The organism is Flavobacterium sp. FlaQc-48, from assembly GCF_044007335.1.
In the GTDB taxonomy this organism is placed as follows: Bacteria; Bacteroidota; Bacteroidia; order Flavobacteriales; family Flavobacteriaceae; genus Flavobacterium.
Window position 1 is genome coordinate 102,965 of record NZ_JBIPCR010000013.1, and the last position, 26,821, is coordinate 129,785.

Consider the following 26,821-nt stretch of genomic DNA (forward strand, 5'->3'; position numbering starts at 1 on the left):
ATTATAATATGAAAACAACAATACTATCGTTTCTTTTCTTACTCTTTGGCATGTCTGGATTTAGCCAGATTACAAAAGAATACGGAACCAAATTTGACTATGATTTAAAAGAAATCGATCAGAAAGTAGTTCTTGTAGATAACTACAATCATTTTATGTCGTCTGTAATTAATGTTGACGGCGGAATGCAGGCTACTAACAAAATTATTATTAGAAAGTTTGATCAAAAAAATCAGTTAGTAGAAACATTTACAGAAGAGTTTCCATATAAAGATGTTTTTACATTACATAATTACCTTGGAAGTTTTGAATTAGGAAATGAAAAATTAGTCGTTTTAACTGATTGCTATTCAAACAAAACAAAAAAGAAAGAAATCCATAAAATAACTTTTGATAAAAAAACGGGTACGTTCGATAAAGCACTTGTTGCAGAATATACTTTTGAAAGTCTTTCAAAATCAGGAACAACATATGCAATGGTTTCGCAAAACAAAAATTACATAGGGGTTGTTTATAGTAAATTTGCCAATAAAAAAATTGCCGAAGAAAATGAATGCACCCTTATTGACGGCAGAACTGGAGATTTGCTTTGGAATAAGCCAGTTTCTTTTCCTTTACTCTCGTTTACAGAAAGCGTTGTTTTAAGTGACAGAGGAAAATTTATTTTCGTAAGAACAACAAAGGAGACAGGTTCTCAAAACGTACTGGCGATTGCAGACGGAAATACAATTGAAAATAAAGATTTTGGTAAAGAAGATGTTAAAATAAAAAAACCAATTTCATTTTCTGTTGGTCCAAACGAGTATTTGATTGCATTTGATAATTATGCTCACGGAATAAATCGCGGAGAATATGATAAAGTTCTTGTATATGATTTAAATGTAGGAACGGTCTTGAAAAATAGTCCTGTCGAGAGTTTGAGAAATATTAAAGATTTATCCAAAGTTAATTTCAATTCATTGTTTATACAAAATGATGAAATTCATTTATTTGTAGATTGTGATTTTCAAAGTGGAACAAAACCAGATCCTACTTTTCCTAATTCTACATTTAAAGTTCCTGAATACTCAAATGGTTACCCAAGTTTGTTAATATTTGATCTGAATGGAGAATTAAAAAGAACGGTAGATTATAATGTACGATCAACCAGAGAAGGTTATAAATCAATTGGTGTGAAAAATGTCAAAGGAAATTATTTTATAAATACGTTTTTAAAAGGGCAATATGAAATTCCGGGAATTTACAGACTGAATAACGATTCGATTGACAACAACCTTAAAATAGTGAACTTAGATGATAATGGTACAATAATTACAACTTTTACAAACTATTTACCAGAAGCTAAGAGATTAATTTTGGCGAAAACTGAAGCTAATAAACAAATGGTTTTTATAAATGTTTTAGGCTTGCAATTATAAATTAAAATTTTGTAAGCAATATTATTGTTTTTTAAAAAAAAAGAAGCCGTCTCATATATGGTGGCGGCTTCTTTTCTTTATTGTTTATACTCTCCCGCGAGCAGAGGGATATACTCTTTGTTCCAAATATTAGTACAAATCAAAAGGTTATTATTTCTGATAATTTCATTGTTTAAATTATTTAATATATTTCTATTCCTATTTTAAATCCGGCACTTTCAATATTGTGATAATCTATCGTTCGGTTATCCTGCTTGATAAATGTTTTATATAAATTTTGATGAGAATAGCATAATTCAAAATCGCCAAGTATTTTTTTTGCAGTCACAAATCGATATCCAACACCTATTCTTAATAAAACACCAAATTTTTCTACTTGTCCCAAATGGCCTCCAAAATCAAAAGAAGTTAAAAGGCTTTCTTTTGTGTCGTTAAGGACCCATTTAATTCCACTGCTAATTGGGATGTAAGCAATTTTTGGCTGGTTGATAGATTCATAACCACTACTTGCTGTAAAAGCAAAACTCTTAGAGATGTAATAATTTAAGTGTACACTTGTTCCTAATATTTTGGATTTTGTACTGGTTTCAGATATTTCATCATGTTCAGAAGGTATTTTAAAATCATATGGAAATAGGACTATCGCTGATGCTTCAACGCTAAATCCTTTATTCTTAAAATCTTCCTTCTGAGAATAAACTACTATCGGCATTAAAAGCATAATACTAAAATACCATTTTAAACCCATGCCAAGTTCTATTTTTCTCCTATTCCAATACACTGTATCCAACATTTTTCGGTTATTTAACTTATGCTTGATCAGCAAAATAAAAACAATGTTTTGCATAAAACCGTCACAATACGTTTTTAAAACAACACTATCAGACATTTATACTATTCTAAGAAAGTAAGAGGGAGATAAAATCTTGTATCCATAAAAAAACCTCGATTTTTTAAGATCGAGGTTTAAGTTGTAAAAAAAGAAATCTACTCTGCATCCAGATACGGATGCAAAATTTCGGCCAATTCATTGAGGCAATAAAAGTTGTTTTCCAGGTTTATTTTTTCGTTTTGAAGCGTTTCATGTTGCCTCAAAGGTCCTAAAGCAAGAACATAATTTACTTGTCTTAGAGATTTCGCTATTTCCTGCGGATCAATTGTGTTTTTGAAAAATTCATGAGCCTTGTTTCGGCTTCTTTTGATAGGTTGTTTGTACTCATAACTCTGTAATTTAGGAAATATAAAACCCGTATAGCTAAGGTGTCCTAGACTTACAGAAGTGTTACGGTTGTTTCCAATACCGCAACCATACCACACAGGCAAAAGTTTTTTAGATGTCATGATTTTGTAAATTAGGAAGCGCAAATATAGAAAAAGAAAGTTTTAATAGTAAGAAAAATAATATATAATTGTTTTTTGTCTAAACTGAATTTTTAAAAGAACTTTCTCATGAAACCAATTGCGCTAGCCCTGATAGGAGTGAAAATCCTTTTTTGCCGGGGTTCGGCACAAAAGATTGTAACGGATAGCAGGAATAGCTTCTAAAAATTCCAATAAGTAAAGTTCAAATTTCGGATTTCAAAAGTCTTCTGCCAGGATCACCGCAACAATTGTGTAAAAAAGGCAAAGAAAAGAAACCGCTGAACGTTTGTCTCTTTGCAGCTCTGTAGCTAAAAAAAACTTATTTTTGTAAGCGATAAATTCAGCCATAATGTCAATAAATAAGGAGTTAGAACAATTAGCCACGTCATTAGAAGGAACACTTTTATACGATGATCTTCATAAAACGCTTTATTCGACCGATGCTTCGGTGTATCGAATCCGGCCAAAAGCGGTTGCCGTGCCCAAAACGATAGCAGATATTAGTAAAATAATCCGGTTTGCGGCGCAGCATCATATTTCGATTACGCCAAGAACCGCCGGAACTTCGCTTGCCGGACAAACCGTTGGCGACGGAATTGTGGTCGATGTTTCGAAAAACTTTACTCAAATCCTGAATTTTGACCCGGTAAAAAAAACAGTTACGGTTCAGCCCGGCGTGATTCGCGACGAACTGAATTTATTTTTAAAACCTCACGGCGTATTTTTTGGACCGAATACTTCAACCACAAACCGCTGTATGATTGGCGGAATGGTGGGGAATAATTCTTCGGGAACTACTTCGATTCGTTATGGCGTTACGCGCGATAAAATTGTAGAAATCAAAGGGCTTTTGAGCGATGGTGCTGAAGTGGTTTTTAAGGAACTGACCTCGGCTGAATTTATCGAAAAAACCAAAGGTGATACTCTGGAAAATAAAATATACAAAAGCCTTTACGACGAACTTTCGGTAAAAGCAACGCAGGACGAGATTATAAAAGAGTTTCCGAAACCTGAAATTCACAGACGAAATACGGGTTATGCTGTTGATGTTTTACTAAAATCGGATTTGTTTGGCGGAACTGAACCGACAATTAACATTGGAAAATTACTTTGCGGAAGCGAAGGAACTTTAGTTTTTACCACAGAAATTACGTTAAAGGTTGACGATTTGCCGCCAGCACATAATATTATGGTCGTGGCGCATTATCATAGCATTCAGGAATCGCTGGAATCTGTTGTAGTGGCCATGAAACACCATTTGTACACTTGCGAAATGATCGACGACACAATTTTAGATTGTACGAAAACAAGTCGTGAACATGTTAAAAACAGATTCTTTTTGGTTGGAGAACCCAAAGCGATTATGATGTTTGAAGTCGCTTCGAATGACGCAGCAGATGCCGAAAATCAGGCAAATGCCTTGGTGGCCGATTTAGAAAAAAATAACTTTGGTTACGCACTTGTAAAAATTTACGGTTCTGATATCGAAAAAGTAAACGAACTTAGAAAAGCCGGCCTCGGACTTTTAGGAAGTATCGTTGGCGATGACAAAGCCGCCGATTCGATAGAAGACACAGCAGTAGAATTGAGCGATTTACCGGCTTATATCGAAGAGTTTTCGGCCATGATGTTACGTCACGGTCAAGGTGCGATTTATTATGCGCATGCCGGAGCGGGAGAACTGCATTTGCGTCCAGTCTTGAATTTGAAAAAAACATCTGATTTAAAATTATTCAGAACCATCGCGACCGATGTGGCGGTTTTGGTCAAAAAATACAGAGGTTCTTTAAGCGGGGAACACGGCGACGGAATTGTGCGCGGTGAATTTATTCCGTTTATGATTGGCGAAACGAATTACGAATTGCTGAAAAGAATCAAATTAGCGTTTGACCCGAATTCGGTTTTGAATATCGGGAAGATTGTAAACGCTTTAAAAATGGATGAAAACCATCGTGTGGTTTCGGGCAGGGTAGAACCGGATATTAAAACGTTTCAGGATTTCTCAGACAGTTTAGGGATTTTGCGTGCTGCCGAAAAATGTAACGGATCGGGAGATTGTCGAAAATTGCCATCGGCAGGAGGAGCGATGTGCCCGAGTTATCGTGCGACCAAAAACGAAAAAGAAACAACGCGTGCAAGAGCCAATGCGTTGCGTGAATATTTGACGTATTCTGAAAAAGAAAATAAATTTGACCAGAAAGAATTATATGAAGTTTTTGAGTTGTGTGTGAGCTGTAAAGCCTGCGCCAGCGAATGTCCGAGTAATGTAGACGTTGCTACTTTAAAAGCTGAATTTTTATACCAATACCAAAAAGCAAACGGATTCTCGACCCGAAATAAGATTTTTGCACACAACGCAAAACTGAATAAAATGGGAAGTTTGTTTCCGTCGATCACCAATTTTATTTCGAACCAATCCCTGGTAAAAAAAAGCATGGGAATTGCGCCGGAAAGACAAGTTCCGCTATTGGCAAAACGAACTTTCAAAAAATGGTACGAAAATCATAAACCGCAACAAACCGATTTTCCGAACGGACAAGTATATCTGTTTAATGATGAATTCACGAATTATTACGATGTCAATATCGGAATCGATGCTTTTGAATTACTGACAAAATTAGGTTACGAAGTGCTTGTTGTAGATCACGAAGAAAGCGGAAGAACGTATTTATCGAAAGGATTCCTGGAAGAAGCCAAAAAGATTGCCAATGTCAATGTAAATATCTTTAAAGATTTGGTTTCTGCAAAAGCGCCTTTAATTGGAATCGAACCTTCGGCAATTCTGACTTTTAGAGATGAATATTTACGTTTGGCAGATGATAAAGAAAATGCTGAAAGAGTTTCGCAAAGCGCCTTTACTATCGAAGAATTCTTTAAAAAAGAAATCATTGACGGTAAAATAACGCCGGATTCATTTTCAGAAGAAAAGAAAGAAATCAAGATTCATGGACATTGCCATCAGAAATCACTGAGTTCGGTAGAAGCGACTTTCGCCATGCTGAATTTACCTAAAAATAATACGGTTACGATTTACAATTCCGGTTGTTGCGGAATGGCGGGATCTTTTGGTTACGAAAAAGAACATTATCAGGTCAGTATGCAAATGGGAGAAGATACTTTATTCCCAAAAGTGCGCGCCACCGCCGAAAACGTAAAAATTGCTGCCGCAGGAACCAGCTGCCGCCATCAAATTTTTGACGGAACAAACAGAGAAGCACAGCATCCGGTGAGTATTTTGAGGAATTGCCTGAAGTAAGTCTTAACCGCAAAGTTCGCAAAGATTAAAAAATCGGCTTAATCTTTTTAAATCTGCGTGAAATTGATAGAAAATAATCTGTATAAATCATTTTAATCTGTGGCAGAAAAAATAATTCGGGAAAATTTGTGCAATTCGTGGCGAAAAAAACATGTGCTAAAACAAAATCGTTTTATATATTTGAAATCAGGATAATTTTTGCATTATTTGCAAAATAAAACCATAAAGACCGAAATAAATTAATTTTAAAAGCAAAACCACATATGGCATTATCAGGTTTATTCCGAAAAAAAACGGTAGAAGATATTCTGAAACAAGTTGCAAAAAACGAAGCAGATGGTCATAATGCATTAGGAAAGCATTTAACAACCAGAGATTTAACAGCTTTTGGAATTGCCGCTATTGTTGGAGCCGGAATTTTTAGTACCATCGGAAAAGCCAGTGCAGATGGTGGCCCGGCAGTTATCTTTTTGTTTTTATTTACAGCATTAGCCTGTAGCTTTGCGGCTTTTGCTTATGCCGAATTTGCCTCAATGGTTCCGGTTTCAGGAAGTGCTTATACGTACTCATATGTTGCTTTTGGAGAACTAATTGCCTGGATTATTGGCTGGGCATTAATCATGGAATATGCTGTCGGAAATATAACGGTTGCCATATCGTGGAGTGATTACTTTACGGGACTGCTCCAGAGTGGCGGAATTCATCTCCCGCAATGGATCCAGATGGACTATCTAACGGCTTCAAACGGATTTAAAGATGCCACAGCTTTAATGCAAGGCGGAAAAACATACGAAAATTTAAGCGCTTCTTTGCAGGCAGCCTATACAGCCTGGACTACGGCACCAACTATTGGATCTTTCCATTTTGTGGCTGATTTACCGGCTTTGTTTATTATTGTTTTAATTACTGCTTTGGTTTACAGAGGAATGAAAGAATCCCGTAATGCCAGTAATTTAATGGTTATTGTAAAACTGTGCATCGTACTTTTGGTTATTGCCGTAGGTGTTTTTTACGTAGACACAGCCAATTGGCATCCGTTTGCACCAAATGGAGTTAGTGGTGTTTTAAAAGGTGTGTCGGCTGTTTTCTTTGCCTATATTGGTTTTGATGCGATCTCGACAACTGCCGAAGAATGTAAAAATCCGCAACGTGATTTACCACGCGGAATGATGTGGGCCATTATTATTTGTACTATTTTATACATTGCCATTGCCTTGGTTTTAACCGGAATGGTACGTTACAACGAATTAAATGTTGGGGATCCTCTGGCATTTGTTTTCGATAAATTAGACTTAAAATGGATGTCAGGAATTATTGCCGTAAGTGCCGTAATTGCGATGGCGAGTGTTTTACTGGTTTTCCAGATGGGGCAACCCCGTATCTGGATGAGTATGAGCCGTGATGGTTTATTGCCAAAGAAATTTTCTACCGTTCATCCAAAATATAAAACGCCTTCATTTGCTACAATCGTTACCGGTTTTGTAGTAGCAGTTCCTGCCTTGTTTCTAAATTTAACGATGGTAACCGATTTATGCAGTATCGGGACTTTATTTGCCTTTGTTTTGGTTTGTGCGGGAGTTTTGGTCTTGCAAAATAAGCCCGAAATTCCAAGAGGAAAATTCAGGACACCTTATATTAATTCAAAATTTGTTTTACCGGTTTTAATGATTGCCGGATTGTATTACGCTTTTGCTTTCAACAATAAGGCAACAATGGCTTTTATTAATAATGAAGCACAAACAAACGATGCAACGACCATTATTACGTCTTTAGATAAAGAAGAATCAGCAAAAGTTTTCCATTATTTAGAAAGTATCGATGTGCAGAACAAAACTGCCGAAACTTCGGATTTAGAACATTTATTGAGTCAATACCAGGACGATGATGCTAAATATACCGGGGTAGTAAAAGGATTGCCAATCAAGGATTCACTAAAATACGAATCAGGTTTTAGTTTGTTCAAACACAAAATCCCAATGTGGATATTTTTATTCGTTTTAGCGGGATTAGCCGTTTGGGCTTTTAGAAAAAACCTTTCTTTAATTCCGTTATTAGGACTTATTTGCTGTCTTTACATGATGGCCGAACTAAGTGTCTGGAACTGGATTTATTTCACCATCTGGTTGCTAATCGGATTGTTGATTTACTTTACCTATAGTCGAAAAAACAGCAAACTAAACTTTGTAGAGAAGTTATAAAGTGAAGAGTTAAAAGTGATAAGCCGTTCAAATTATGAACGGCTTTTTTTTATGCTTTTTTTTTATATAATACGCTATTTTTTGAACGTTTTTTCTTAGGTTTGTTTTTCGTAAATTTTTAAATTTAATTTTTTATACATGAGTTTTTTTGATAAAATATTGGGTAAAAAACAATCCCCAATAGATTCGTATGATGATTTTTGGAATTGGTTTTTAAAAAATGAAAAAGAGTTTTTTAATATTGTAAAAAGTGGTCAAAATATACATGCAGGTTTCTTTGATAAACTGGCTCCTAAACTGAATGAAATTCACCCCGGAATTTATTTTTTGACAGGAATGTTTAATGATCAGACTGCCGAATTGATTTTAACCCCTGACGGAGCAATTAAAAATATATACGTGATTGAAGAGCTGGTAAATGCGGCCCCAAAAATAGAAGGCTGGAAGTTTACTGCCCTTAAATCTGCTTCAGATATTAAAGATGTTGGAATCAGTTATGAAAATTTTGATTTTAATAAAGATAATTTAAAATTTTATCCTAATATCCATAAAGGTTATCCCGACGAAATTGATTTGACCATTGTTTACGATCATTTTGAAGAAAGCAAAAAAGCAGCCATAACAAATGGGGTTTATATTTTTCTTGATAATTACCTGGGAGAATTGCATTCTGTTACGCTAATAGATAAAATGAATGTGACCGGGAACCATGAAATTGTTGAAGAGTTAATTCCAGTCGAAAAATTAAAAGACTATTTAATCTGGAGAGAAAAAGAGTTTATCGAAAAATACGAAGGTACCAGACATGATACTGAAAATGATGGCTACGGAAGTTTTGAAGGAAAAACAAATGAGGGTGGAATTATTTTAGCAGTGATCAATACAACTCTTATAGAATGGGATAAAAAAGCATCACATCCCTGGATTTTGATAGTTGAAATTCCATTTAAAAAAACAAACGAAAGTGGTATGCCTGATCAGGAAACCTATAAACAATTAGATAAAATCGAAGAGGAAATAATGTTAAGTTTACCCGATTCAGAGGGATATTTAAATGTTGGACGCGAAACAGCAAATAATAAACGGGAAATCTTTTTTGCCTGTAAAGATTTCCGAAAACCGCCCAAAGTTTTAGATACATTAATAAAAAAACATAGTAAGGCGTTTGAAATAAGTTATGAAATCTATAAGGATAAGTATTGGAAATCCTTTAGTCATTACGGACCAAGATAAAGTAAAAATCCGTTCTGATAGATTTCAGAACGGATGTTTTGTTTTACAGCAGGTTAAAAAAGGTTTTTTTCACGCAGATCTTGCAGATTCCCACAGGTTTAATTTAGATCGTAATAAATAAGATCTGTTTATATCTGCCGGAATCTTTCAAAATCTGCGTAAAATAACTTTTATGTATCTCTCTTTCTGTGTAAACTCTCTGTGAAATTAGCTTTACAAGACCCCAAGTTCCACCATACAAGCCTTCATCATTTGATACGTACGCTCAATATCGTTATCCAGACCAATCGAGAATCGAATCAACCCATCAGTTAATCCCATTTCGTGTTGTTCCTCTAACGGAATTTCACTTGAAGTCGAAGTGCCCGGAGCACTAAATAGTGTTTTGTAGAATCCTAAACTTACCGCCAGGTAACCCAGGTTTCTGGCCTGCATCAATTCCATTAATTCATTGGCTTTAGCCAAAGTTCCAACGTCAATTGTCAGCATTCCGCCAAAACCATATTCAGGATTAATCATAGTTTTGTACAAATCATGACTCGGATGGCTTTTTAATCCCGGATAAACCGTTTTAAGTCCGTCTTTTTCGAACTTGTCAGCCAGCACATGAGCATTGTGGCTGTGTTGTTTGATTCGGATATGCAACGTGCGAAGGTTTTTCATCACACTTGCAGATCTTAAACTATCCATCGTTGGTCCTAAAAGCATACTTGCGCCTGAGTTTACGTTTTTCAGTGAATTGATAAATTCTTTAGAGGCACAAGTTACGCCGCCCACTGTATCGCTGCTGCCATTAATATACTTTGTCAAACTATGAATTACGATATCAGCACCAAGTTTTGCCGGAGAAACGGATAAAGGCGAAAACGTATTATCGACCACCAGTTTCAGATTATGTTTTTTAGCTATTGTAGCCAAACCCGCAATATCCGCTACTTCTAATAACGGATTACTTACCGTTTCACAATATAAAACTTTTGTATTTGCTGTAATTGCCGCTTCGACAACATCCAGTTTGGTAATATCTACAAAGCTGGTTTCAATGCCAAAACGAGGTGTAAAATTCTTCAAAAAAGCATAAGTTCCTCCATAAATCGTTCGGCTCGAAACGATGTGGTCGCCCGCACCGCACAATTGCAATAGTGTAGGCGTAATTGCGCCCATTCCTGAAGCCGAAACATTGGCTGTTTCTGTTCCTTCCATCGCCGCCAAAGCCTGATCTAAGTACAAATTACTAGGCGAAGAATGGCGTGAGTACAAATAGCAGCCTTCCATATTCCCTTCAAAAGTATCAAACATCGTTTTTGCCGAAAGAAAGGTATAAGTCGAAGAATCAGAAATCGAAGGGTTCACACCGCCAAATTCACCAAAGTATTGCAAATCCTGAATTTTGTCTGCTGGGTTAAAGTTTTTCATTTTATTTAGTTTCAAGTTTTTGTTTGTTTCAAGTTCTTTGCTTGCAGAATTCCAACCTGGATTTTAGGAGCTATTTACTGCATCAGTTCGCTATCGCCTTTGTCCTGCTATCTGCTATCTCTTTTATGCTGAACCTATCATAAAAAGATGTCGCTGCTATCGGGGTCAGGAGATTCATTTTCAAAAGAAATTCTATTCAAAATAACGTTTATTGAGAAAATTAATCAACAGTACAGATGATAATTAGATTTTAAAACTATACAAATGGCTTATTTAAGATTATTTATCTAAATTTGATTTAGAAAATCCAAATCAATAGATTTTCTTACATCGCAACAACAACCCATAAACCCTAAAAATGACTTTAGACGCCACCGATAAAAAACTCCTGGTCTTACTACAAACCGACAGTAAAAAAACAACCAAAGAATTGTCCTTAAAACTGAATCTTTCGGTAACAGCAGTTTACGAACGCATCAAAAAATTAGAACGGGAAGGCATAATCAAAAACTATGTGGCATTAGTAGATAAAACCAAAATCGACAAAGGATTTGTAGTTTTCTGTCACTTAAAACTCATTCAGCATACCAAAGAATTCCTAACCAAATTTGAAAGCGAAGTCATAAAACTCAACGAAGTTCTCGAATGTCATCACGTTAGTGGTGATTACGATTATATTTTAAAGGTATTAGTGAAAGATATGGAGGAATACAGAGAATTTCTTGTAACCAAACTCACCTCGTTACAACACATCGGAAGCACACAAAGCATGTTTATGATTAGTGAAGTGAAGAATTCGACGGTGATTTTTTGAGAAAGGGGCAAAGGTTCAGAGGTGCAAAGGCTCAGAGGCTTTTTTTATGATTCTAAGATTTTGAGGGGTTAAGTTTTTAGAATAATCCCGCAAATTCGCAAAGTTTTTCCTGTCATCCGGAGGAACGAAGGATTACACATGAAATTCCGTAAACAAAATTGCCATCCTTGTTAAGTTATTGATGTGATCCTTCGTTGCTCAGGATGGCAAGTTTGTGTATAAACTTTGCGACTTCACGAGCAAAAAAGAAAGCAATCTTAACACATTCAAAAACAAAAAGGCTTAAATTTGAATTAAATACAAATGAAATGGAAACAAAAGAACTACGACGTAAATTGATAAAAGATTTTGGAAAATTTATTGAAGACGATTCTAAATTGGAAATTTTAGAAAGCGTTTTTGATGCCATAAATCATGACGAAAAAAAGTCAATTGTTTCCGATTCCCATTATGATTTAGTTGCTGAAGAAAGAGCAAAATATCTTTCTAATGAAAAAGAAGCAGATTCGTGGGAGGAAGTAGAACGACGTTTGAATGCGAAGTATGGTTTTTAAAATTAAAATTTTACCCTTGGCCGAAAATGAAATTGATCAATCTATTGAGTTCTATGAAAGCAGGAGTAAAGGTTTAGGGAAATAATTTCTATCTTATTTAAAGTCTTATTTAAAAGTTTTAAAAACAAATCCGGAATTATTTGAAATAAAAAAAGAGCCAGGTTATCGTGAATTAACTTTGGTAAAATTTCCATTCGTAATTATTTATGAAATTAATGAAAATGAAGTAATTGTTTACTCTGTTTTTCACATGTCGAGAAATCCTCAAATAAAACCTTAAGTTAGAAAAAAATCTGCCTTATCTGTAAAATCTGCGTAAAACATTTTTTTGCATTTTCAAAATCAAAAAAACAAAACTTTGTAAGTCTTTGCGTAAAACCTTTAAGGTTCTTCGCAGTAAAACTACCTTCCAAAATTTCACACAAAAAACATTGAAAATTAAACTTTAAACAAAACTTTATTCCTTAATTTTGTATCGCTAAAAATAAAATAGACAAACTATGAGTTCATTTGACGTAGTCATTATAGGTTCAGGTCCTGGCGGATATGTATCAGCAATTCGTTGCGCACAATTAGGTTTCAAAACTGCCATTGTAGAAAAATATAATTCATTAGGCGGAACTTGCCTTAACGTAGGTTGTATTCCTTCAAAAGCATTATTATCTTCTTCTCATCATTATGCTGAAATTGCTCACTTTGCAGACCACGGAATCGAAGTTTCGGGAGATGTAAAAATCAATTTAGAGAAAATGATCGCGCGCAAACAAGCCGTTGTAGATCAAACCGTAGGTGGAATCAACTACTTAATGGATAAAAATAAAATTACTGTTTTCAACGGTTTAGGTTCTTTTGTAGACGCTACACACATTGCAGTAGCAAAAGCGGACGGAACATCAGAAACTATCGAAACTAAATATGCTGTAATCGCTACAGGTTCAAAACCATCTTCTTTGCCTTTCATCAAAATCGATAAAGAAAGAATCATCACTTCAACAGAAGCTTTGGCTTTAAAAGAAGTTCCAAAACACCTGGTAATTATTGGTGGTGGTGTTATCGGGATCGAACTTGGACAAGTTTACCTTCGTTTAGGAGCTCAGGTTTCTGTAGTAGAATTCATGGACAGAATTATTCCCGGAATGGATAGTTCATTGTCTAAAGAATTGACTAAGGTGTTGAAAAAACAAGGAATGAAATTCTACGTTTCCCACAAAGTAAAATCAGTAGAAAGAAACGGTGATGCTGTTGTCGTTCAGGCTGAAAATGCAAAAGGAGAGACAATCACGCTCGAAGGAGATTATTCATTAGTTTCTGTAGGTCGTCGTCCGTACACAGGCGGATTAAACGCTGACAAAGCCGGAGTAAAAATTTCAGACAGAGGGCAAGTAGAAGTAAACGACCATTTACAAACGAACGTTTCAAATATTTATGCTATTGGTGACGTTATTCGTGGAGCAATGCTGGCACATAAAGCAGAAGAAGAAGGAACTATGGTTGCTGAAATCTTGGCAGGTCAAAAACCGCATATCGATTATAACTTAATCCCTGGTGTAGTGTACACCTGGCCGGAAGTGGCTGCAGTGGGACAAACTGAAGAACAGGTAAAAGCTTCCGGAACAGAATATAAAGTGGGAAGTTTTCCTTTCAAAGCTTTAGGTCGTGCAAGAGCAAGCGGGGATCTTGACGGATTCGTAAAAATCATCGCTGATGCTAAGACAGACGAGGTTTTAGGAGTTCACATGATTGGAGCCCGTACAGCTGATTTAATTGCAGAAGCAGTTACAGCAATGGAATTCAAAGCTTCTGCCGAAGATATTTCGAGAATGAGCCATGCGCACCCAACTTTTGCTGAAGCAGTAAAAGAAGCAGCATTAGCCGCTACAGATAATAGAGCTTTACACGTATAATTTACGTTAAATCATATTTTTTGAAAACCGCCACTCCCGAGCTTCGGGAATGGCGGTTTTTTAGTTTGTAAAAATTTTGTTTGCAGGTCTGTAAAAATGTAAAAAGCAATGGGAATTCTATAAGGCAATTCTGGTGATGAGATATTATCTTTACAAAACTAAAGGATAATATTATGAAAAATAGATATATAGCCCCGGTCTTAGTTGGAGCAGGAGTAGCTCTGGCACTGTATTCCTGTGGATCAACAATTCCACAAAAAGCGGCTGCCATCACTAATTTTGATAAATCGAAATATTTAGGAAAATGGTACGAAATTGCCAGACTGGATTTTAAATATGAAAAAGGACTGAACAATGTCACAGCCGAATATTCCCTAAACGATAACGGAACTATAAAAGTAGATAATAAAGGCTATGATGCTAAAAAAGACAAATGGAAAGAAAGTATTGGTAAAGCTAAATTTGTCAAAACAGACAATGTCGGAATGTTGAAAGTTTCGTTTTTTGGGCCTTTTTATGCAGGATATAATGTAATTGCTGTTGAAGATAACTACAAATATGCACTTGTAGCCGGAGAAAGCTTAAAATACATGTGGATACTTTCAAGAGAAACAACTATTCCGGAAAGTGTAAAAGCAGATTTTCTTATTAAAGCCAGAGAAATTGGATATGAAGTTTCAGATTTGGTTTGGGTAAAACACGATAAAGTAAATTAATAGGGATTTTAAGGTTGAAATTTTTATTAAGCAACAAACCCGGTATTTTTTGAATATCGGGTTTGTTTATTTTAAACTGAAAATAAATTATCTGGTAAAAACACTTTTATAATTATTCCAATATCTGTAAATCAAAAATAAGTTAGCCAGAAATAATACTACTGCAATTGGCAGACCTTCCGGAGCCAGGAAATAATTAATAAACAAAATGTTTACCGTAATAGGTAAGATCAAAATATTGGCCAATGTTACATAACGGCCCGTTACAAACGCAATTCCGCAAAGCAATTCGATAGATTTTGCTAACGGAAGTAAATAAGTTGAAGCCACTAAACCAACATTAAACGCCTTAAAATTTCCTGTTGTTTCTGGTTCAGGTGCCAGGTGAAAAAAATAACTGATAGAGGCAAAAAGTAACAAAAGCCCAATTAAAACGCGGACAATAATCGTAGCAATTTTCATAATACTTAGGATTTTAGATAGGTTAAAAAGTATAATTAATTTTTGGAAAAACGGTATAATCTAAATCCTCAATTAAAATGGTATTTTGTTTTTAAAGCTTTTCTATTGAGAATTTTACAATCTAATTAACCCTGTTTTGGGATTAATGCAAAGCTATATCAAATATAACGAATTTTTTCTTATGAAATTGCGACTTTATTAACACTTTTCTTATTTCTTTAGTTGTATTTGTTATAAAGGAAAAATCCACCTCTGCCCATTAAAATAAAAGACTAAAGATTTTATTGAAGGATTTTTTTTATCGTAATTTTGAAATCTAAAATTTATACTTTTTTGAGAGTTTCAATTCATAAACATATTTCAAATCCAGAGCACTTTAAACAACAACTTTTAAGCTGGTCGCAACAATTTCGCGAGGTCGTTTTTTTGGATAGCAATTCCTATCCGCAAGAATATTCCAGTTTTGATTGTGTTTTGGCTGTGGATGCTTTTACATCTTTAAAAACAGATTTTTACAATGCTTTTGACGATCTGAAACAATATCAGCAAACCACAAAAGACTGGCTTTTTGGTTATCTGGCATTTGATTTAAAAAACGATGTTGAGGAATTAACTTCGTCTAATTTTGATGGTTTAGATTTTCCTGATTTGTTTTTCTTTCAGCCTAAAAAAATATTTCTCTTAAAGGAAAATCAGCTTGAAATTCAGTATTTATTACTTTGTGATGATGAGGTTGAAAATGATTTTAATGAAATAGGCGAAAATCAAAAGCCAAAAGCCGAAAGTGAAGGATCTTTAAAGATTGAACAACGCATTTCCAGAGATTCCTATGTTGAAAAAGTAACAAAAATGCTGAATCATATTCATAAAGGCGATATGTATGAAGCTAATTTTTGTATGGAATTTTTTGCTGAAAATGCAGTCATTAATCCGTTAGAGAAATTCCAAAAGCTGAATGCAATTTCGCAGGCACCGTTTTCGGTTTTCTTTAAAAATCATAAACAATATTTGCTTTCGGCATCACCGGAACGATATCTGAAAAAAACAGGAGAGATTTTAATTTCGCAACCCATAAAAGGAACTTCAAAACGATCTGTAGATCCTGTAGAAGATGAGAAATCGAAACAATTTTTGGAATCAGATGCAAAGGAACGCGCCGAGAATATTATGATTACGGATCTGGTTCGGAATGATTTATCACATACCGCACAAAAAGGTTCTGTTGAAGTGGCTGAGCTTTGTAAAATCTATTCGTTTTTGCAGGTTCATCAAATGATTTCAACGGTAACTTCAAAATTAGATCCGCAATATTCGCCAATTGATGTTTTAAGAACCACTTTCCCAATGGGAAGTATGACAGGGGCTCCAAAGATTTCGGTTATGAAAATTATTGAAAATCTGGAAGAAACCAAACGGGGTTTATATAGTGGGTCGGTTGGATATTTTACTCCGGATGGTGATTTTGATTTTAATGTCGTCATCAGAAGTATTTTATACAATCAGGAAAATCAATATGTTTCATTTTCTGTGGGAAGTGCCATTACATCACAATCTGTTCCTGAAAAAGAATACGAAGAATGTCTGTTGAAGGCTAAGGCGATGCACGAAGTTTTGCAATAAAAAGGTTTGTTAAGACGTGATTTAAGCAGATTTAAATAGATTTTTATTAAAATTAATTTGCGTGAAATCTGCGTAAATCCTTTTTGAATCCAGGTGCAAAAGCATAATTCGTGACAAAAAAATGCACGCTTAACATTTCATTTAAAAATAGATCGAATTTAATTTTTTACTTTTATCAGATGCTTTCAAAATTTCAAAATCACATCGCTTCGAGATTTCCATTTTTGGAAGATAAAAAACTATTTCTGGCTGTTAGCGGAGGACTGGATAGTATGGTTTTATTGCATTTATTGCAGCAATTGCCTTATGAAATTGCTGTTTTACATTGTAATTTTCAGCTTCGTGGATTAGAAAGTTTTGGAGATCAGAATTTTATTCAGAACTATTGTGATCAGCATAATATTCCGGTTTTTATAACTCAATTTGATACAGAAGCTTTCGCTAAAGACTATAAATTGTCGACACAAGTTGCAGCACGTGAATTGCGGTACAGTTGGTTTTACGAACTTTTAGAAAAAGAAAACTTCGATTATATTTTAACGGCACATCATGCCGATGACAATCTGGAAACCTTTATAATCAACTTAACCAGAGGTACGGGATTAGAGGGGTTAACCGGAATTCCGGAACAAAACGATCGCATTATTCGTCCGGTTTTGCCTTTTTCCAGAGACGAAATCCTGAAATATGCTCAGGAGAATAAGATTGAGTGGAGAGAAGACAGTAGTAATGCGTCTCATAAATATCTTCGAAATAAGATCCGCCATGATTTGGTTCCGATGCTAAAAGAGATCAATCCCCATTTTTTGAATGCTTTCCAGAAAACACAATCGTATCTGCAGGAGTCTAAGGAAATGGTCGAAGATGCTTCGATTATGATTTATCAGCAAATAGCAAAAGAAGAGGTCGATAATATTCATTTTGATTTAAATCAGCTTAAAAAACTACCTAACTATAAATCGTATTTATATCAATGGCTTAACGAATTTGGATTTTTGGCCTGGAATGATATTTATGATTTAGTAGACGGACAATCCGGAAAGCAAGTGCTTTCGGCTGAATTCAGATTGTTAAAAAACAGAGATACCTTGATTTTAAGCCCCATTTCTGAAATGTCAGAAAAGGAAGAATTTGAGATTACAGCAAACGATACAGAAGTTAATTTTCCCTTAAATTTAAAGCTTTGTAACGTTAGTCACATAACATTAGATTCAAATAAGGCTATATTTGTGGACGCTGAAAAAATCCAGTTTCCTTTGGTTTTACGTAAATGGAATGAAGGGGATGTTTTTTATCCTTTTGGGATGCAGGGAAAGTCTAAAAAAGTAAGTAAACTTTTTAAAGATGAAAAATTATCCCTGATTGAAAAAGAAAAAATATGGATTTTGTGTTCAGATAACAAAATTGTCTGGGTTATTGGAATCAGACAGGATGAACGTTTTAAAATTGAAAATACCACAAATCGAATACTTAAAATAGAATTACAATCATGAACTTTAATCAATACCATCAAACAATAATGTCAAAAAGTGTCTGGAATAAAACCATTGTGCTTTTGCTGTTTTTCTTGTTTGCTTTTGCAAAAGGAAATGCTCAAATTCTGGAGCCGGTAAAATGGACTTCAAAAATCGAAAAAAAATCAGGAAACAATGCTGTTTTAATTTTTGATGGAACAATTGAAAAAGACTGGCATATGTATTCGCAGTTTACACCAGAAGGCGGACCACTGGCACTGGAAATTGCATTTAAAAATCAAAAAGGAAATTATACGTTAGTTGGAAAAGCTAAAGAAGGAAAAACCAGAACCGCTTTTAATGATGTTTTTGGTGTAAATGAAACTTTTTTTGAAGGGAAAGCCCATATCGAACAGGAAATTACCATTATCAATCCAAACTTAAAAACAGTTGATGTTGATTTTGATTTTCAGGTGTGTAAAGAAGTGTGCATTAATTCTAGTAAAAAATTCTCGATTGCAATTCCGTCAACGTTTAAAATGGATGCTGTTGCAAGTGTAACAGAGGCAAAGAAAGACGAAACTAAAGTAGAAGGTTTGGCTGTTGATACGGTAAAACCAGTAATTGAACCTGCTACATCTGAGATTACAAAATCTGCTGTTGCTGATGCTTCTGACAAACAAGATGTTCCTGCGCCTGCGCCGGCAAGAAGTTTATGGTCAATCTTTTTTATTGCTTTTATATCAGGATTCGCAGCTTTGTTGACGCCTTGTGTTTTTCCGATGATCCCAATGACGGTAAGTTTCTTTACTAAACAAAGTAAAAGCAGGGCAAAAGGAATTAGAAATGCTATTTTCTACGGACTTTCGATTATTGCTATTTATGTTATTTTAGGATTAATTGTAACTAAAATTTTTGGTGCAGATGCATTAAATGCATTGTCTACAGATGTTTGGTTTAACTTAATCTTCTTCATTATATTAATCATTTTTGCTACTTCATTTTTGGGAGCTTTCGAAATTATGCTACCCAATTCCTGGGGAAATAAAGTAGATCAGCAGGCAGACAGAGGCGGAATAATAGGAATATTGTTCATGGCTTTGGCTTTGGCAATTGTATCCTTCTCCTGTACCGGACCAATTGTTGGGACCTTATTGGTTGAAGCTGCTTCAAACGGAGGAATTGCTCCAATTGTTGGAATGTTAGGGTTTTCTTTAGCTTTGGCTTTGCCATTTATGTTATTTGCGATGTTCCCGGGCTGGCTGAATTCATTACCAAAGTCTGGCGGATGGCTCAATACGGTAAAAGTTGTATTAGGGTTTTTAGAATTGGCTTTAGCATTCAAATTTTTATCAAATGCCGATTTGGTTTTACAATTACACTTATTAGAAAGAGAAGTTTTTATTGCGATCTGGATTGCTATTTTTGCAGCTCTGACTTTATATTTATTCGGAAAAATTACATTACCGCACGATAGTCCGTTACAGCATATTTCAGTAGGAAGATTGTATTTAGGATTACTTACACTGGTGTTTACCGTATATTTAATTCCGGGACTTTGGGGAGCACCTTTGAAATTAATCAGTGCTTTTCCGCCTCCGCCGCAATACAGTGAAAGTCCGTTTGGAGTAGGAGGTTCGGCAAATTCAGGAGTAAGTACTGAATCGATAAAAGGATTGCCGGACGGTGCAGAATTAGGGCCACACGGTATTATGGTTTTTCATGATTATGAAGATGGATTAGCGTATGCAAAATCAATCAACAAACCAATTATGCTTGATTTTACAGGGTATGCCTGCGTAAATTGCAGAAAAATGGAAAACAATGTCTGGTCAGAACCAACTATTTTACCTATTTTGAAAAATGATGTTGTTTTGATTTCCCTTTATGTGGATGATAAACGCGAATTGCCTGCAGAAGAACAATTTGTAACTAAATCCGGAGATAAAATCATTACTGTTGGCGATAAATGGACAGATTTTATGATCTCAAAATATAAAACCAATACACAGCCTTTATACGTGATAACAGATTTAGAAGGCAAGAACTTAAACAGTTCGAAACCGACTATCAGTTATGTAAGTGCAGATGAATATTTGCATTGGCTGAAAGAAGGAATTGGGAACTTTAAATAAATTTTTTTTTTGAGAGAAAAGATTATAGAGAATAGAGTGGAGAGGAAAGAGTGAAGAATATAGAATATAGAATATAGTTGGGAGTAGCGATCTAAAATCTAAAAGTTATTACGGGTTGAAATTAATTCAAATAAAAATCCCTCTAAGGTGAAGCTTAGAGGGATTTTTTATTGGGGTAAAAAGGGGGAAGTTATTTCTTATAAGAATTCTCCGTGTTGAGAAATATCTAAACCTAATTCTTCTTTTTCTTCAGTAACTCTTAAAGGGGTAATTTTATTTACAACAAAGAATAAAATATAAGAACCTACAAAAGCAAAGATTGAAACGATGACTAAAGCAATTAATTGATTGATGAATAACGTTGGGGTTCCAAAAATTAAACCTTGATTATCTCCAACAGCAGGGTTTATAGCTTTAGAAGCAAAAACACCCGTTAAAAGCATTCCTACCATACCACCAACACCGTGACAAGCGAAAACATCCAGGGCATCATCAATTTTTCCTTTAGGAAATTTGCTTACTACAAGATTACTAACAATTGCAGCAAAAGCACCAATAAAAATCGCATGAGGAATACTTACGAAACCGGCAGCAGGAGTAATAGCAACAAGACCTACTACAGCTCCGATACAAGCTCCTAGTGCAGATAATTTGTGACCAATTATTTTGTCTAGGAAAACCCACGCCATAGCGGCAGCGGCGGCAGCAACTGTTGTAGTTCCTAAAGCCTGAACAGCTAATCCGTTAGATCCTAGTGCAGAACCTGCATTGAAACCAAACCATCCAAACCATAATAAACCTGTACCTAATAATACATAAGTAATTCTGGCAGGGTTTACTTTTTGAACTTTTCTTTTTCCTAAGAAGATCGCTCCGGCCAATGCAGCCCAACCAGCACTCATGTGTACTACTGTTCCTCCGGCGAAGTCTAATACTCCCATTTTAAAGAAAACCCCATCAGGATGCCACGTCATGTGTGCTAGAGGAGCATATATAATTAAGATAAATAAAACCATGAACAACAAATAAGCCCAGAAACGAACACGTTCTGCAAATGCACCCGTGATTAATGCAGGTGTAATGATGGCAAATTTTGCCTGAAATAATGCGAATAACATAAAGGGAATAGTTGGGGCAAGGCTCCAGGCAGTATTAGTACCAACTCCCTGAAAGAATAAATTAGAAGTAGGGTTTCCAATGATTCCTCCAATAGTAGGTCCAAAAGCAAGTCCAAAAGCAACAACAACCCATAAGATAGTAACAATTACCATAGCCATAAAACTTTGCAGCATGGTGCTGATAACGTTTTTCTTACCTACCATTCCTCCGTAGAAAAATCCTAGTCCTGGTGTCATAAGCAATACAAATGCAGTTGCTACAATCATCCAGGCAGTGTCTCCTGTATCAAACTTAACAGCTTCGGCCGGAATTGGATTGTCTGACAGGATAAAGTTTGATATAAAGGTTAGTACCAAAATAGTGATAAGAATCACACTTAAAATAATTTTTCGCATAGTTATTTAGTTTTAAATTTTTTATAAAAGTATAAAATCAATCGACACCCCTATAAAAAATAGAGTCTAATGCTTAATTTTTGTTAATTTTTAAATTTAACCCCCTAAAATTTGTTTGTATTTGTTAAAAAGAACTTAAAATTTACAATTTACTAATCCCAAAAGTGATTTTTTGCCTGTTTAGGGATTTTGTTAACGAAAAAATGAAAGAATAATTCTGATTTTAAGAGTAATTGTAGACAAATAAGTAACAATTTAATCAAAACGTTTCGGATTGTAAATAAAAAAGGCATCAGATGATTATTTCAAATGATGCCTTTTTTATAAAAAGAATTTAACTACTTCTGATTGTACTTTGCTTTGAATTTGTCATTCAGTTTGGTCTGGAAAGTTTCTAAATTAATTTTTCTGCCCTGAATAAAAGCAGTGGTTAATTTATTTGTTCTCATATCCAGCGCATCGCCTTCAGAGATAAAAAGTGTTGCATCTTTACCTGTTTCCAGTGTTCCGCATAAAGCGTCAATACCTAATAATTTTGCTGTATTTGAAGTGATAAGCTGGAGTGCTTTTTCTTTATCTAAACCAAAAGCAGCGCAGGTTCCTGCTAAAAACGGAAGGTTTCTTACGCTCATACGTTCGTGATCTCCACTGTTTTCAAGACCAACCAGAATACCTTTATCGGTCAGTATTTTTGCCATTTTATAGGGAAGGTTTACATCTTCATCAGCACTTGTTGGCATATCGTGAACACGTCTTAATAAAACACCAACATTGTACTTTTGCAACATATCAGCACATTTGTAAGCTTCAAAACCACCCACAATAACAATTTTGTTTATTTGATTGTTAACCGCTAACTGAATGGCATCTATAATTTGCTTTTCTTCGTCTGCGTGGATATATAGTGTTTGAGTTCCGTCAAAAAGTCCTTTTGTAGCTTCCAGCACAATGTTTCTTTCCTTCTCTGCATCTTTATTGTAGGCTTTTGCGTTTGCGAGAAAAGCATTAATTTCTTCTACTTCTTTAGGATAGTCCTTGTTTGCTTCGATTGTTCCAGGTTCAAACCAGGATCCTGATTTTTTAAAATTGGATGGAAAATTAAGCTGAATTCCGTCATTTTCTTTTAAGATCGCATCTTTCCAGCTCCAGGCATCTAATTGTACGACTGAGGATGTTCCTGAAATTCTGCCTCCTCTTGGCGTGATTTGAGCCATTAAAACCCCATTTGGGCGAACGGTTTCTACCACTTTAGATTCAGAATTATAAGCAATAATACTTCTTACATTGGGATTAAAATTTCCAATTTCTTTTTCATCGTCTGATGATTTTACAGCATCAATTTCTACTAAACCTAAAGTAGTGTTTGGTGCAATAAATCCGGGATAAACATGTTTACCGCTGGCATCAATTGTGGTGTCAAAAGCATTTGCTGCAAGTCTGATGGTTGTGGCATCTGCAACCAGCGTAATTTTTCCGTCCTTAAAACCAATCGCGCTATTTTGAATAACGGTTCCGTTACCCAAATGTGCGGTCGCATTTAAAATTAAAACCGATTTGGTTTGCTTTGGTGCCGGTATTTGCTGCGCTTTTATTTGTACCGAAGCACAAAGGGCAAGCAACATTATATATATGTTTTTATGTATCATATTATCTGTTTTTAATCTTTGAATTATCTAACGCCTTAATTATTCCTCTAAAGTATCACAGTGATATTCTGTTTTTTCTTTTCTCGTAGGCTGTTGTGTGTTTGCTCCTTTGTTTTTTTCCTGTAGCATTTGTCCAATCAGTAAACTTCTTTCTTTACTAATGGCATTTTGTTTTTCAGCATCTTTTTCGATGTCAAAATACACCACACCGTCAATAATGGTTTTTTCGGCTTTGGCATAAATAGACAAAGGATTTTCGCTCCAAAGCACTACATCAGCATCTTTACCTACTTTAAGAGAACCTACTTTATCATCAATATGTAATAACTTAGCAGGGTTAAGGGTTACAAATTTCCAGGCATCTTCTTCAGAAATGTTTCCATACTTCACGGCTTTTGCGGCTTCCTGATTTAATCTTCTGGACATTTCGGCATCATCAGAATTGTAAGCAACTACCAATCCAGCATTATGCATAATTGGTCCGTTAAAAGGAATTGCATCATTTACTTCAAATTTATAAGCCCACCAGTCAGAGAAAGTAGAAGCACCAACTCCGTGTTCTTTCATTTTATCGGCTACTTTATAACCTTCAAGGATATGTGTAAAAGTATTGACTCTGAAATTGAATTTCTCGGCAACATTCATCAACATTAAAATCTCAGATTCTACATAAGAGTGGCAGGTAATAAAGCGTTCTTTGTTGATGATTTCTGCCAAAGTCTGCAATTCTAAATCTACTCTTGGTGCTTTTCCTTTTTTAGAATTGCTGTTGAATTTTTTCCAGCTTTCGTCATATTCTTTGGCACGTTGAAAATAATCAGTAAAAACCTGTTCAACGCCCATTCTGGTTTGCGGAAAACGAGTTGGATTATCAATTCCCCAATTGGCTTGTTTTACGTTTTCTCCCAAAGCAAATTTGATGAATTTAGGCTGGTTTTTGTATAACATTTCATCCGGGGCAGAACCCCATTTCCATTTTACGATTGCTGAACGACCACCAATTGGATTTGCAGATCCGTGTAATAATTGAGAAATCGTTACACCACCGGCAAGATCTCTGTAGATATTAATGTCTTCAGAGTTTACAACATCCTGAATTGTCACTTCGGCAGTCGAGTTGTGGCCACTTTCGTTTACACCTCTGGAAATGGCAATATGGGAGTGCTCATCTATAATTCCGCTTGTGATATGTTTTCCTTTTGCATCAATAACAGTGGCAGCTGCATCTGAAAGATTTTTGCCAACAGCAGCGATTTTTCCGTTTTTAATTAAAACATCCGCTTCTGTTAAGATCCCTTCGGTTTCGTTTGTCCAAACCGTAGCATTTTTAAACAATAAAGTCTGGGCTGTTCCTTTTTTTGTATCACCAAAAGCAACGTTAGGGAAAGTGGTTGGAATAATACTATTTGGTTTTTCTGCTTTAACTGTATCTTTTACAGCCACAAAAGCACTTGTCTTTAATGCAGTCCAGGTAAGCTCATCTCCGTTTGACAAAACAGCCTTGCCCGATAAATTTTCGGGTTTTTCTATAAATCCGGTTAAACGGGTAAAATTAGATTTAATAGTATCTGCAGGTTTAATTACAAGTGAAATCCAGTTTTTGGAAACCGAAAAAGTTGTTTTTAATTTTTTAGCATCAGCAGCTGTTATTTCAGATTTTGGAGCATCAGCCGTTCCGTCTATTTTCCATTTATAGGTATCTTTTCCAACTGTTAAGTCGTAGTTGCCGCGAATATCTTTTGCATTCACATCATTTACTACATATTTCGTTCCCTGAACCCAGTTTTCATACAAAACTGTTTTCTCGTCAAAGACTTCACCAGAAGTGATGATGAAGTTCGCATAACTGCCTGTTTTTAAACTTCCAACTTCATTGCTTTTTCCCAGAATCGCAGCCGGAATAGTAGTTAAAGCTTCTAAAGCTTTTGTTTTATCAAAGCCGTATTTAATAGCTTTCAATAAATTAGGTTTAAAATCCTCGGTTTTTTTTAATTTATCAGTCGTCAGGGCAAAAACAATTCCGTTGTCTGAAAGCACTTTTAAGTTGGTTGGTGCCTGATTCCAGAAACGCATATCGGCCAATTCAATTTTATTGGACAAATACGGGTTTGAAACATCATAAGCTTCCGGGAAACTTATTGGAATAATATATTTTGCATTGGTATTCTTGATTTCTTCGATTCGCTCAAACTCGTTTCCGCTACCTTTTAAGACATAAGTCAAACCAAATTCTTTAGCAATTTTGGCGGCTCTTAAACTGTTTAATTTGTCTTCGGAAGCAAAAATCTGCACTAATTTTTCATTGTTTGCCAAGGCTTCTAATGATAAGTCTTTAGTTTCAGAATTTCCTTTTTTGTACCAGTCTAAATCCAGATACATCTGACGCAACAAAGCCATCATACCCATCAAGGAGCTTGGATAAGCCTGATTCGTCAAAGCACTTCTTGAAAAAGCAAAGTGATTGGTTACTTTATTGGCAATAATTTGTTTGCTGTTTTCGGTATTATTTAAGGCAACAAGGATTCCGGTTCCCTGAGCAATTCCGTCGGGAATATGAGTGCCTACAACTCCAAAACCTGCTTTTAGTAATTCTTCGGCTTTTGGCTGGTCGTATTTAAAAGTTTCATATGTATTTATTTCAGGGCGCACGCTTTCGTTCCAGTAATAGCCCACTCTTTTTGTGTCGTAAAGAGGGTTGCGATCACGTCCGCGGGTGATATTGGCTTTAGGTTTTTCAACTCCAAAACTTGTATAAATATCAATAAACGAAGGATAAATTGTTTTTCCTGCAAGGTCGATTGCAATGCTGTTTTTAGGAATTCCAATGTTGTTTCCAACAGCAACAACCTTTCCGTCCTGGATAAGTAAAGTTCCTTTTTCAATTTTTTGTGTTGGGGTCACATAAATGGTGGCATTGGTAAAAACAGTGTAATTCTTGCTTTTGTTTTGTACACTTTCATTAGTGGGGAAGTAGTCCTGAGCATACGTTTTTGTTAAAAAAACACTCAAAAAGAATAGTAGTAGGGCTTTTTTCATAGTTAATTTGCAATTTTGTTGCTAAAAATATGAAATATATGTTATGTACGTTTTATTTTTTGAAATGTTTTTTCGTTATTTAT

18 protein-coding genes and 1 pseudogene are annotated in these 26,821 nt (G+C 35.2%); 12 read left to right on the top strand and 7 right to left on the bottom strand.

Features of this window, described 5'->3' with window-relative positions:
- Positions 1-8: 8 nt before the first annotated feature.
- A complete protein-coding gene (locus tag ACHRWY_RS19090; RefSeq protein ID WP_395356806.1) occupies positions 9-1,418 on the top strand; it encodes a hypothetical protein in 1,410 nt (469 codons plus the stop codon).
- Between the two features lie 181 nt (positions 1,419-1,599).
- On the opposite strand, the gene ACHRWY_RS19095 is transcribed toward ACHRWY_RS19090, so the two are convergent.
- Both ACHRWY_RS19095 and ACHRWY_RS19100 read right to left on the bottom strand, forming a co-directional pair.
- Positions 1,600-2,307, bottom strand: a complete 708-nt coding sequence (locus ACHRWY_RS19095) for a hypothetical protein (RefSeq protein WP_395356808.1) — start codon at positions 2,305-2,307, stop codon at positions 1,600-1,602.
- Positions 2,308-2,405: 98 nt separating this feature from the next.
- Positions 2,406-2,759: a hypothetical protein gene (locus ACHRWY_RS19100; RefSeq protein WP_395356809.1), complete on the bottom strand. Its 354-nt coding sequence runs from the start codon at positions 2,757-2,759 to the stop codon at positions 2,406-2,408.
- Between the two features lie 370 nt (positions 2,760-3,129).
- On the opposite strand from ACHRWY_RS19100, the gene ACHRWY_RS19105 reads away from it, so the two are divergent.
- The 3 genes from ACHRWY_RS19105 (at position 3,130) to ACHRWY_RS19115 (ending at position 9,467) form a co-directional block, all read left to right on the top strand.
- A complete protein-coding gene (locus ACHRWY_RS19105; protein WP_395356810.1) occupies positions 3,130-6,036 on the top strand; it encodes an FAD-binding and (Fe-S)-binding domain-containing protein in 2,907 nt (968 codons plus the stop codon).
- A 263-nt stretch (positions 6,037-6,299) separates the two neighbouring features.
- A complete protein-coding gene (locus ACHRWY_RS19110) occupies positions 6,300-8,234 on the top strand; it encodes an amino acid permease (protein ID WP_395356811.1) in 1,935 nt (644 codons plus the stop codon).
- Between the two features lie 138 nt (positions 8,235-8,372).
- Positions 8,373-9,467: a DUF695 domain-containing protein gene (locus tag ACHRWY_RS19115; RefSeq protein ID WP_395356812.1), complete on the top strand. Its 1,095-nt coding sequence runs from the start codon at positions 8,373-8,375 to the stop codon at positions 9,465-9,467.
- A gap of 213 nt (positions 9,468-9,680) precedes the next feature.
- On the opposite strand, the gene ACHRWY_RS19120 is transcribed toward ACHRWY_RS19115, so the two are convergent.
- On the bottom strand, positions 9,681-10,883 hold the full coding sequence (locus tag ACHRWY_RS19120) for an aminotransferase class I/II-fold pyridoxal phosphate-dependent enzyme (RefSeq protein WP_395356814.1): 1,203 nt from the start codon (positions 10,881-10,883) through the stop codon (positions 9,681-9,683).
- Positions 10,884-11,241: 358 nt separating this feature from the next.
- On the opposite strand from ACHRWY_RS19120, the gene ACHRWY_RS19125 reads away from it, so the two are divergent.
- The 5 genes and pseudogenes from ACHRWY_RS19125 to ACHRWY_RS19145 all read left to right on the top strand — a co-directional run bounded on the left by ACHRWY_RS19125 (position 11,242) and on the right by ACHRWY_RS19145 (position 14,871).
- Positions 11,242-11,697: an Lrp/AsnC family transcriptional regulator gene (locus ACHRWY_RS19125; RefSeq protein WP_133509395.1), complete on the top strand. Its 456-nt coding sequence runs from the start codon at positions 11,242-11,244 to the stop codon at positions 11,695-11,697.
- A 308-nt stretch (positions 11,698-12,005) separates the two neighbouring features.
- Complete coding sequence (locus tag ACHRWY_RS19130; protein ID WP_395356815.1) at positions 12,006-12,251, top strand: hypothetical protein; 246 nt, start codon at positions 12,006-12,008, stop codon at positions 12,249-12,251.
- A 100-nt stretch (positions 12,252-12,351) separates the two neighbouring features.
- Positions 12,352-12,531: pseudogene (locus ACHRWY_RS19135) on the top strand (type II toxin-antitoxin system RelE/ParE family toxin); the annotation flags it as partial.
- Positions 12,532-12,751: 220 nt separating this feature from the next.
- Positions 12,752-14,155 (top strand): dihydrolipoyl dehydrogenase, encoded by a 1,404-nt coding sequence (gene lpdA, locus ACHRWY_RS19140; protein WP_395356816.1) that lies wholly within the window; start codon positions 12,752-12,754, stop codon positions 14,153-14,155.
- A 173-nt stretch (positions 14,156-14,328) separates the two neighbouring features.
- The gene (locus ACHRWY_RS19145; protein ID WP_395356817.1) at positions 14,329-14,871 is read left to right on the top strand and encodes a lipocalin family protein; all 543 of its coding nucleotides are present in this window, start codon (positions 14,329-14,331) and stop codon (positions 14,869-14,871) included.
- Between the two features lie 87 nt (positions 14,872-14,958).
- Here ACHRWY_RS19145 and ACHRWY_RS19150 read toward each other — a convergent pair whose 3' ends face one another.
- On the bottom strand, positions 14,959-15,333 hold the full coding sequence (locus ACHRWY_RS19150; protein WP_395356818.1) for a DoxX family membrane protein: 375 nt from the start codon (positions 15,331-15,333) through the stop codon (positions 14,959-14,961).
- Positions 15,334-15,666: 333 nt separating this feature from the next.
- Here ACHRWY_RS19150 and ACHRWY_RS19155 point away from each other — a divergent pair, with 333 nt between their 5' ends.
- The 3 genes from ACHRWY_RS19155 to ACHRWY_RS19165 all read left to right on the top strand — a co-directional run bounded on the left by ACHRWY_RS19155 (position 15,667) and on the right by ACHRWY_RS19165 (position 20,542).
- Positions 15,667-16,953, top strand: coding sequence for an anthranilate synthase component I family protein (locus ACHRWY_RS19155; protein ID WP_395356820.1), 1,287 nt, complete (start codon positions 15,667-15,669; stop codon positions 16,951-16,953).
- A 179-nt stretch (positions 16,954-17,132) separates the two neighbouring features.
- Entirely contained in the window at positions 17,133-18,446 is a 1,314-nt protein-coding gene (gene tilS, locus ACHRWY_RS19160) for a tRNA lysidine(34) synthetase TilS (protein WP_395356821.1), read from the top strand.
- Positions 18,443-20,542, top strand: a complete 2,100-nt coding sequence (locus ACHRWY_RS19165; RefSeq protein WP_395356822.1) for a cytochrome c biogenesis protein CcdA — start codon at positions 18,443-18,445, stop codon at positions 20,540-20,542. The genes tilS and ACHRWY_RS19165 overlap by 4 nt, the downstream gene beginning before the upstream one ends.
- 197 nt (positions 20,543-20,739) lie before the next feature.
- On the opposite strand, the gene ACHRWY_RS19170 is transcribed toward ACHRWY_RS19165, so the two are convergent.
- The 3 genes from ACHRWY_RS19170 to ACHRWY_RS19180 form a co-directional block, all read right to left on the bottom strand.
- On the bottom strand, positions 20,740-22,056 hold the full coding sequence (locus ACHRWY_RS19170) for an ammonium transporter (RefSeq protein ID WP_395356824.1): 1,317 nt from the start codon (positions 22,054-22,056) through the stop codon (positions 20,740-20,742).
- A 338-nt stretch (positions 22,057-22,394) separates the two neighbouring features.
- Entirely contained in the window at positions 22,395-23,702 is a 1,308-nt protein-coding gene (locus ACHRWY_RS19175; RefSeq protein ID WP_395356826.1) for an amidohydrolase family protein, read from the bottom strand.
- Between the two features lie 39 nt (positions 23,703-23,741).
- A complete protein-coding gene (locus ACHRWY_RS19180) occupies positions 23,742-26,738 on the bottom strand; it encodes an amidohydrolase family protein (protein WP_395356828.1) in 2,997 nt (998 codons plus the stop codon).
- Between the last annotated feature and the right edge of the window lie 83 nt (positions 26,739-26,821).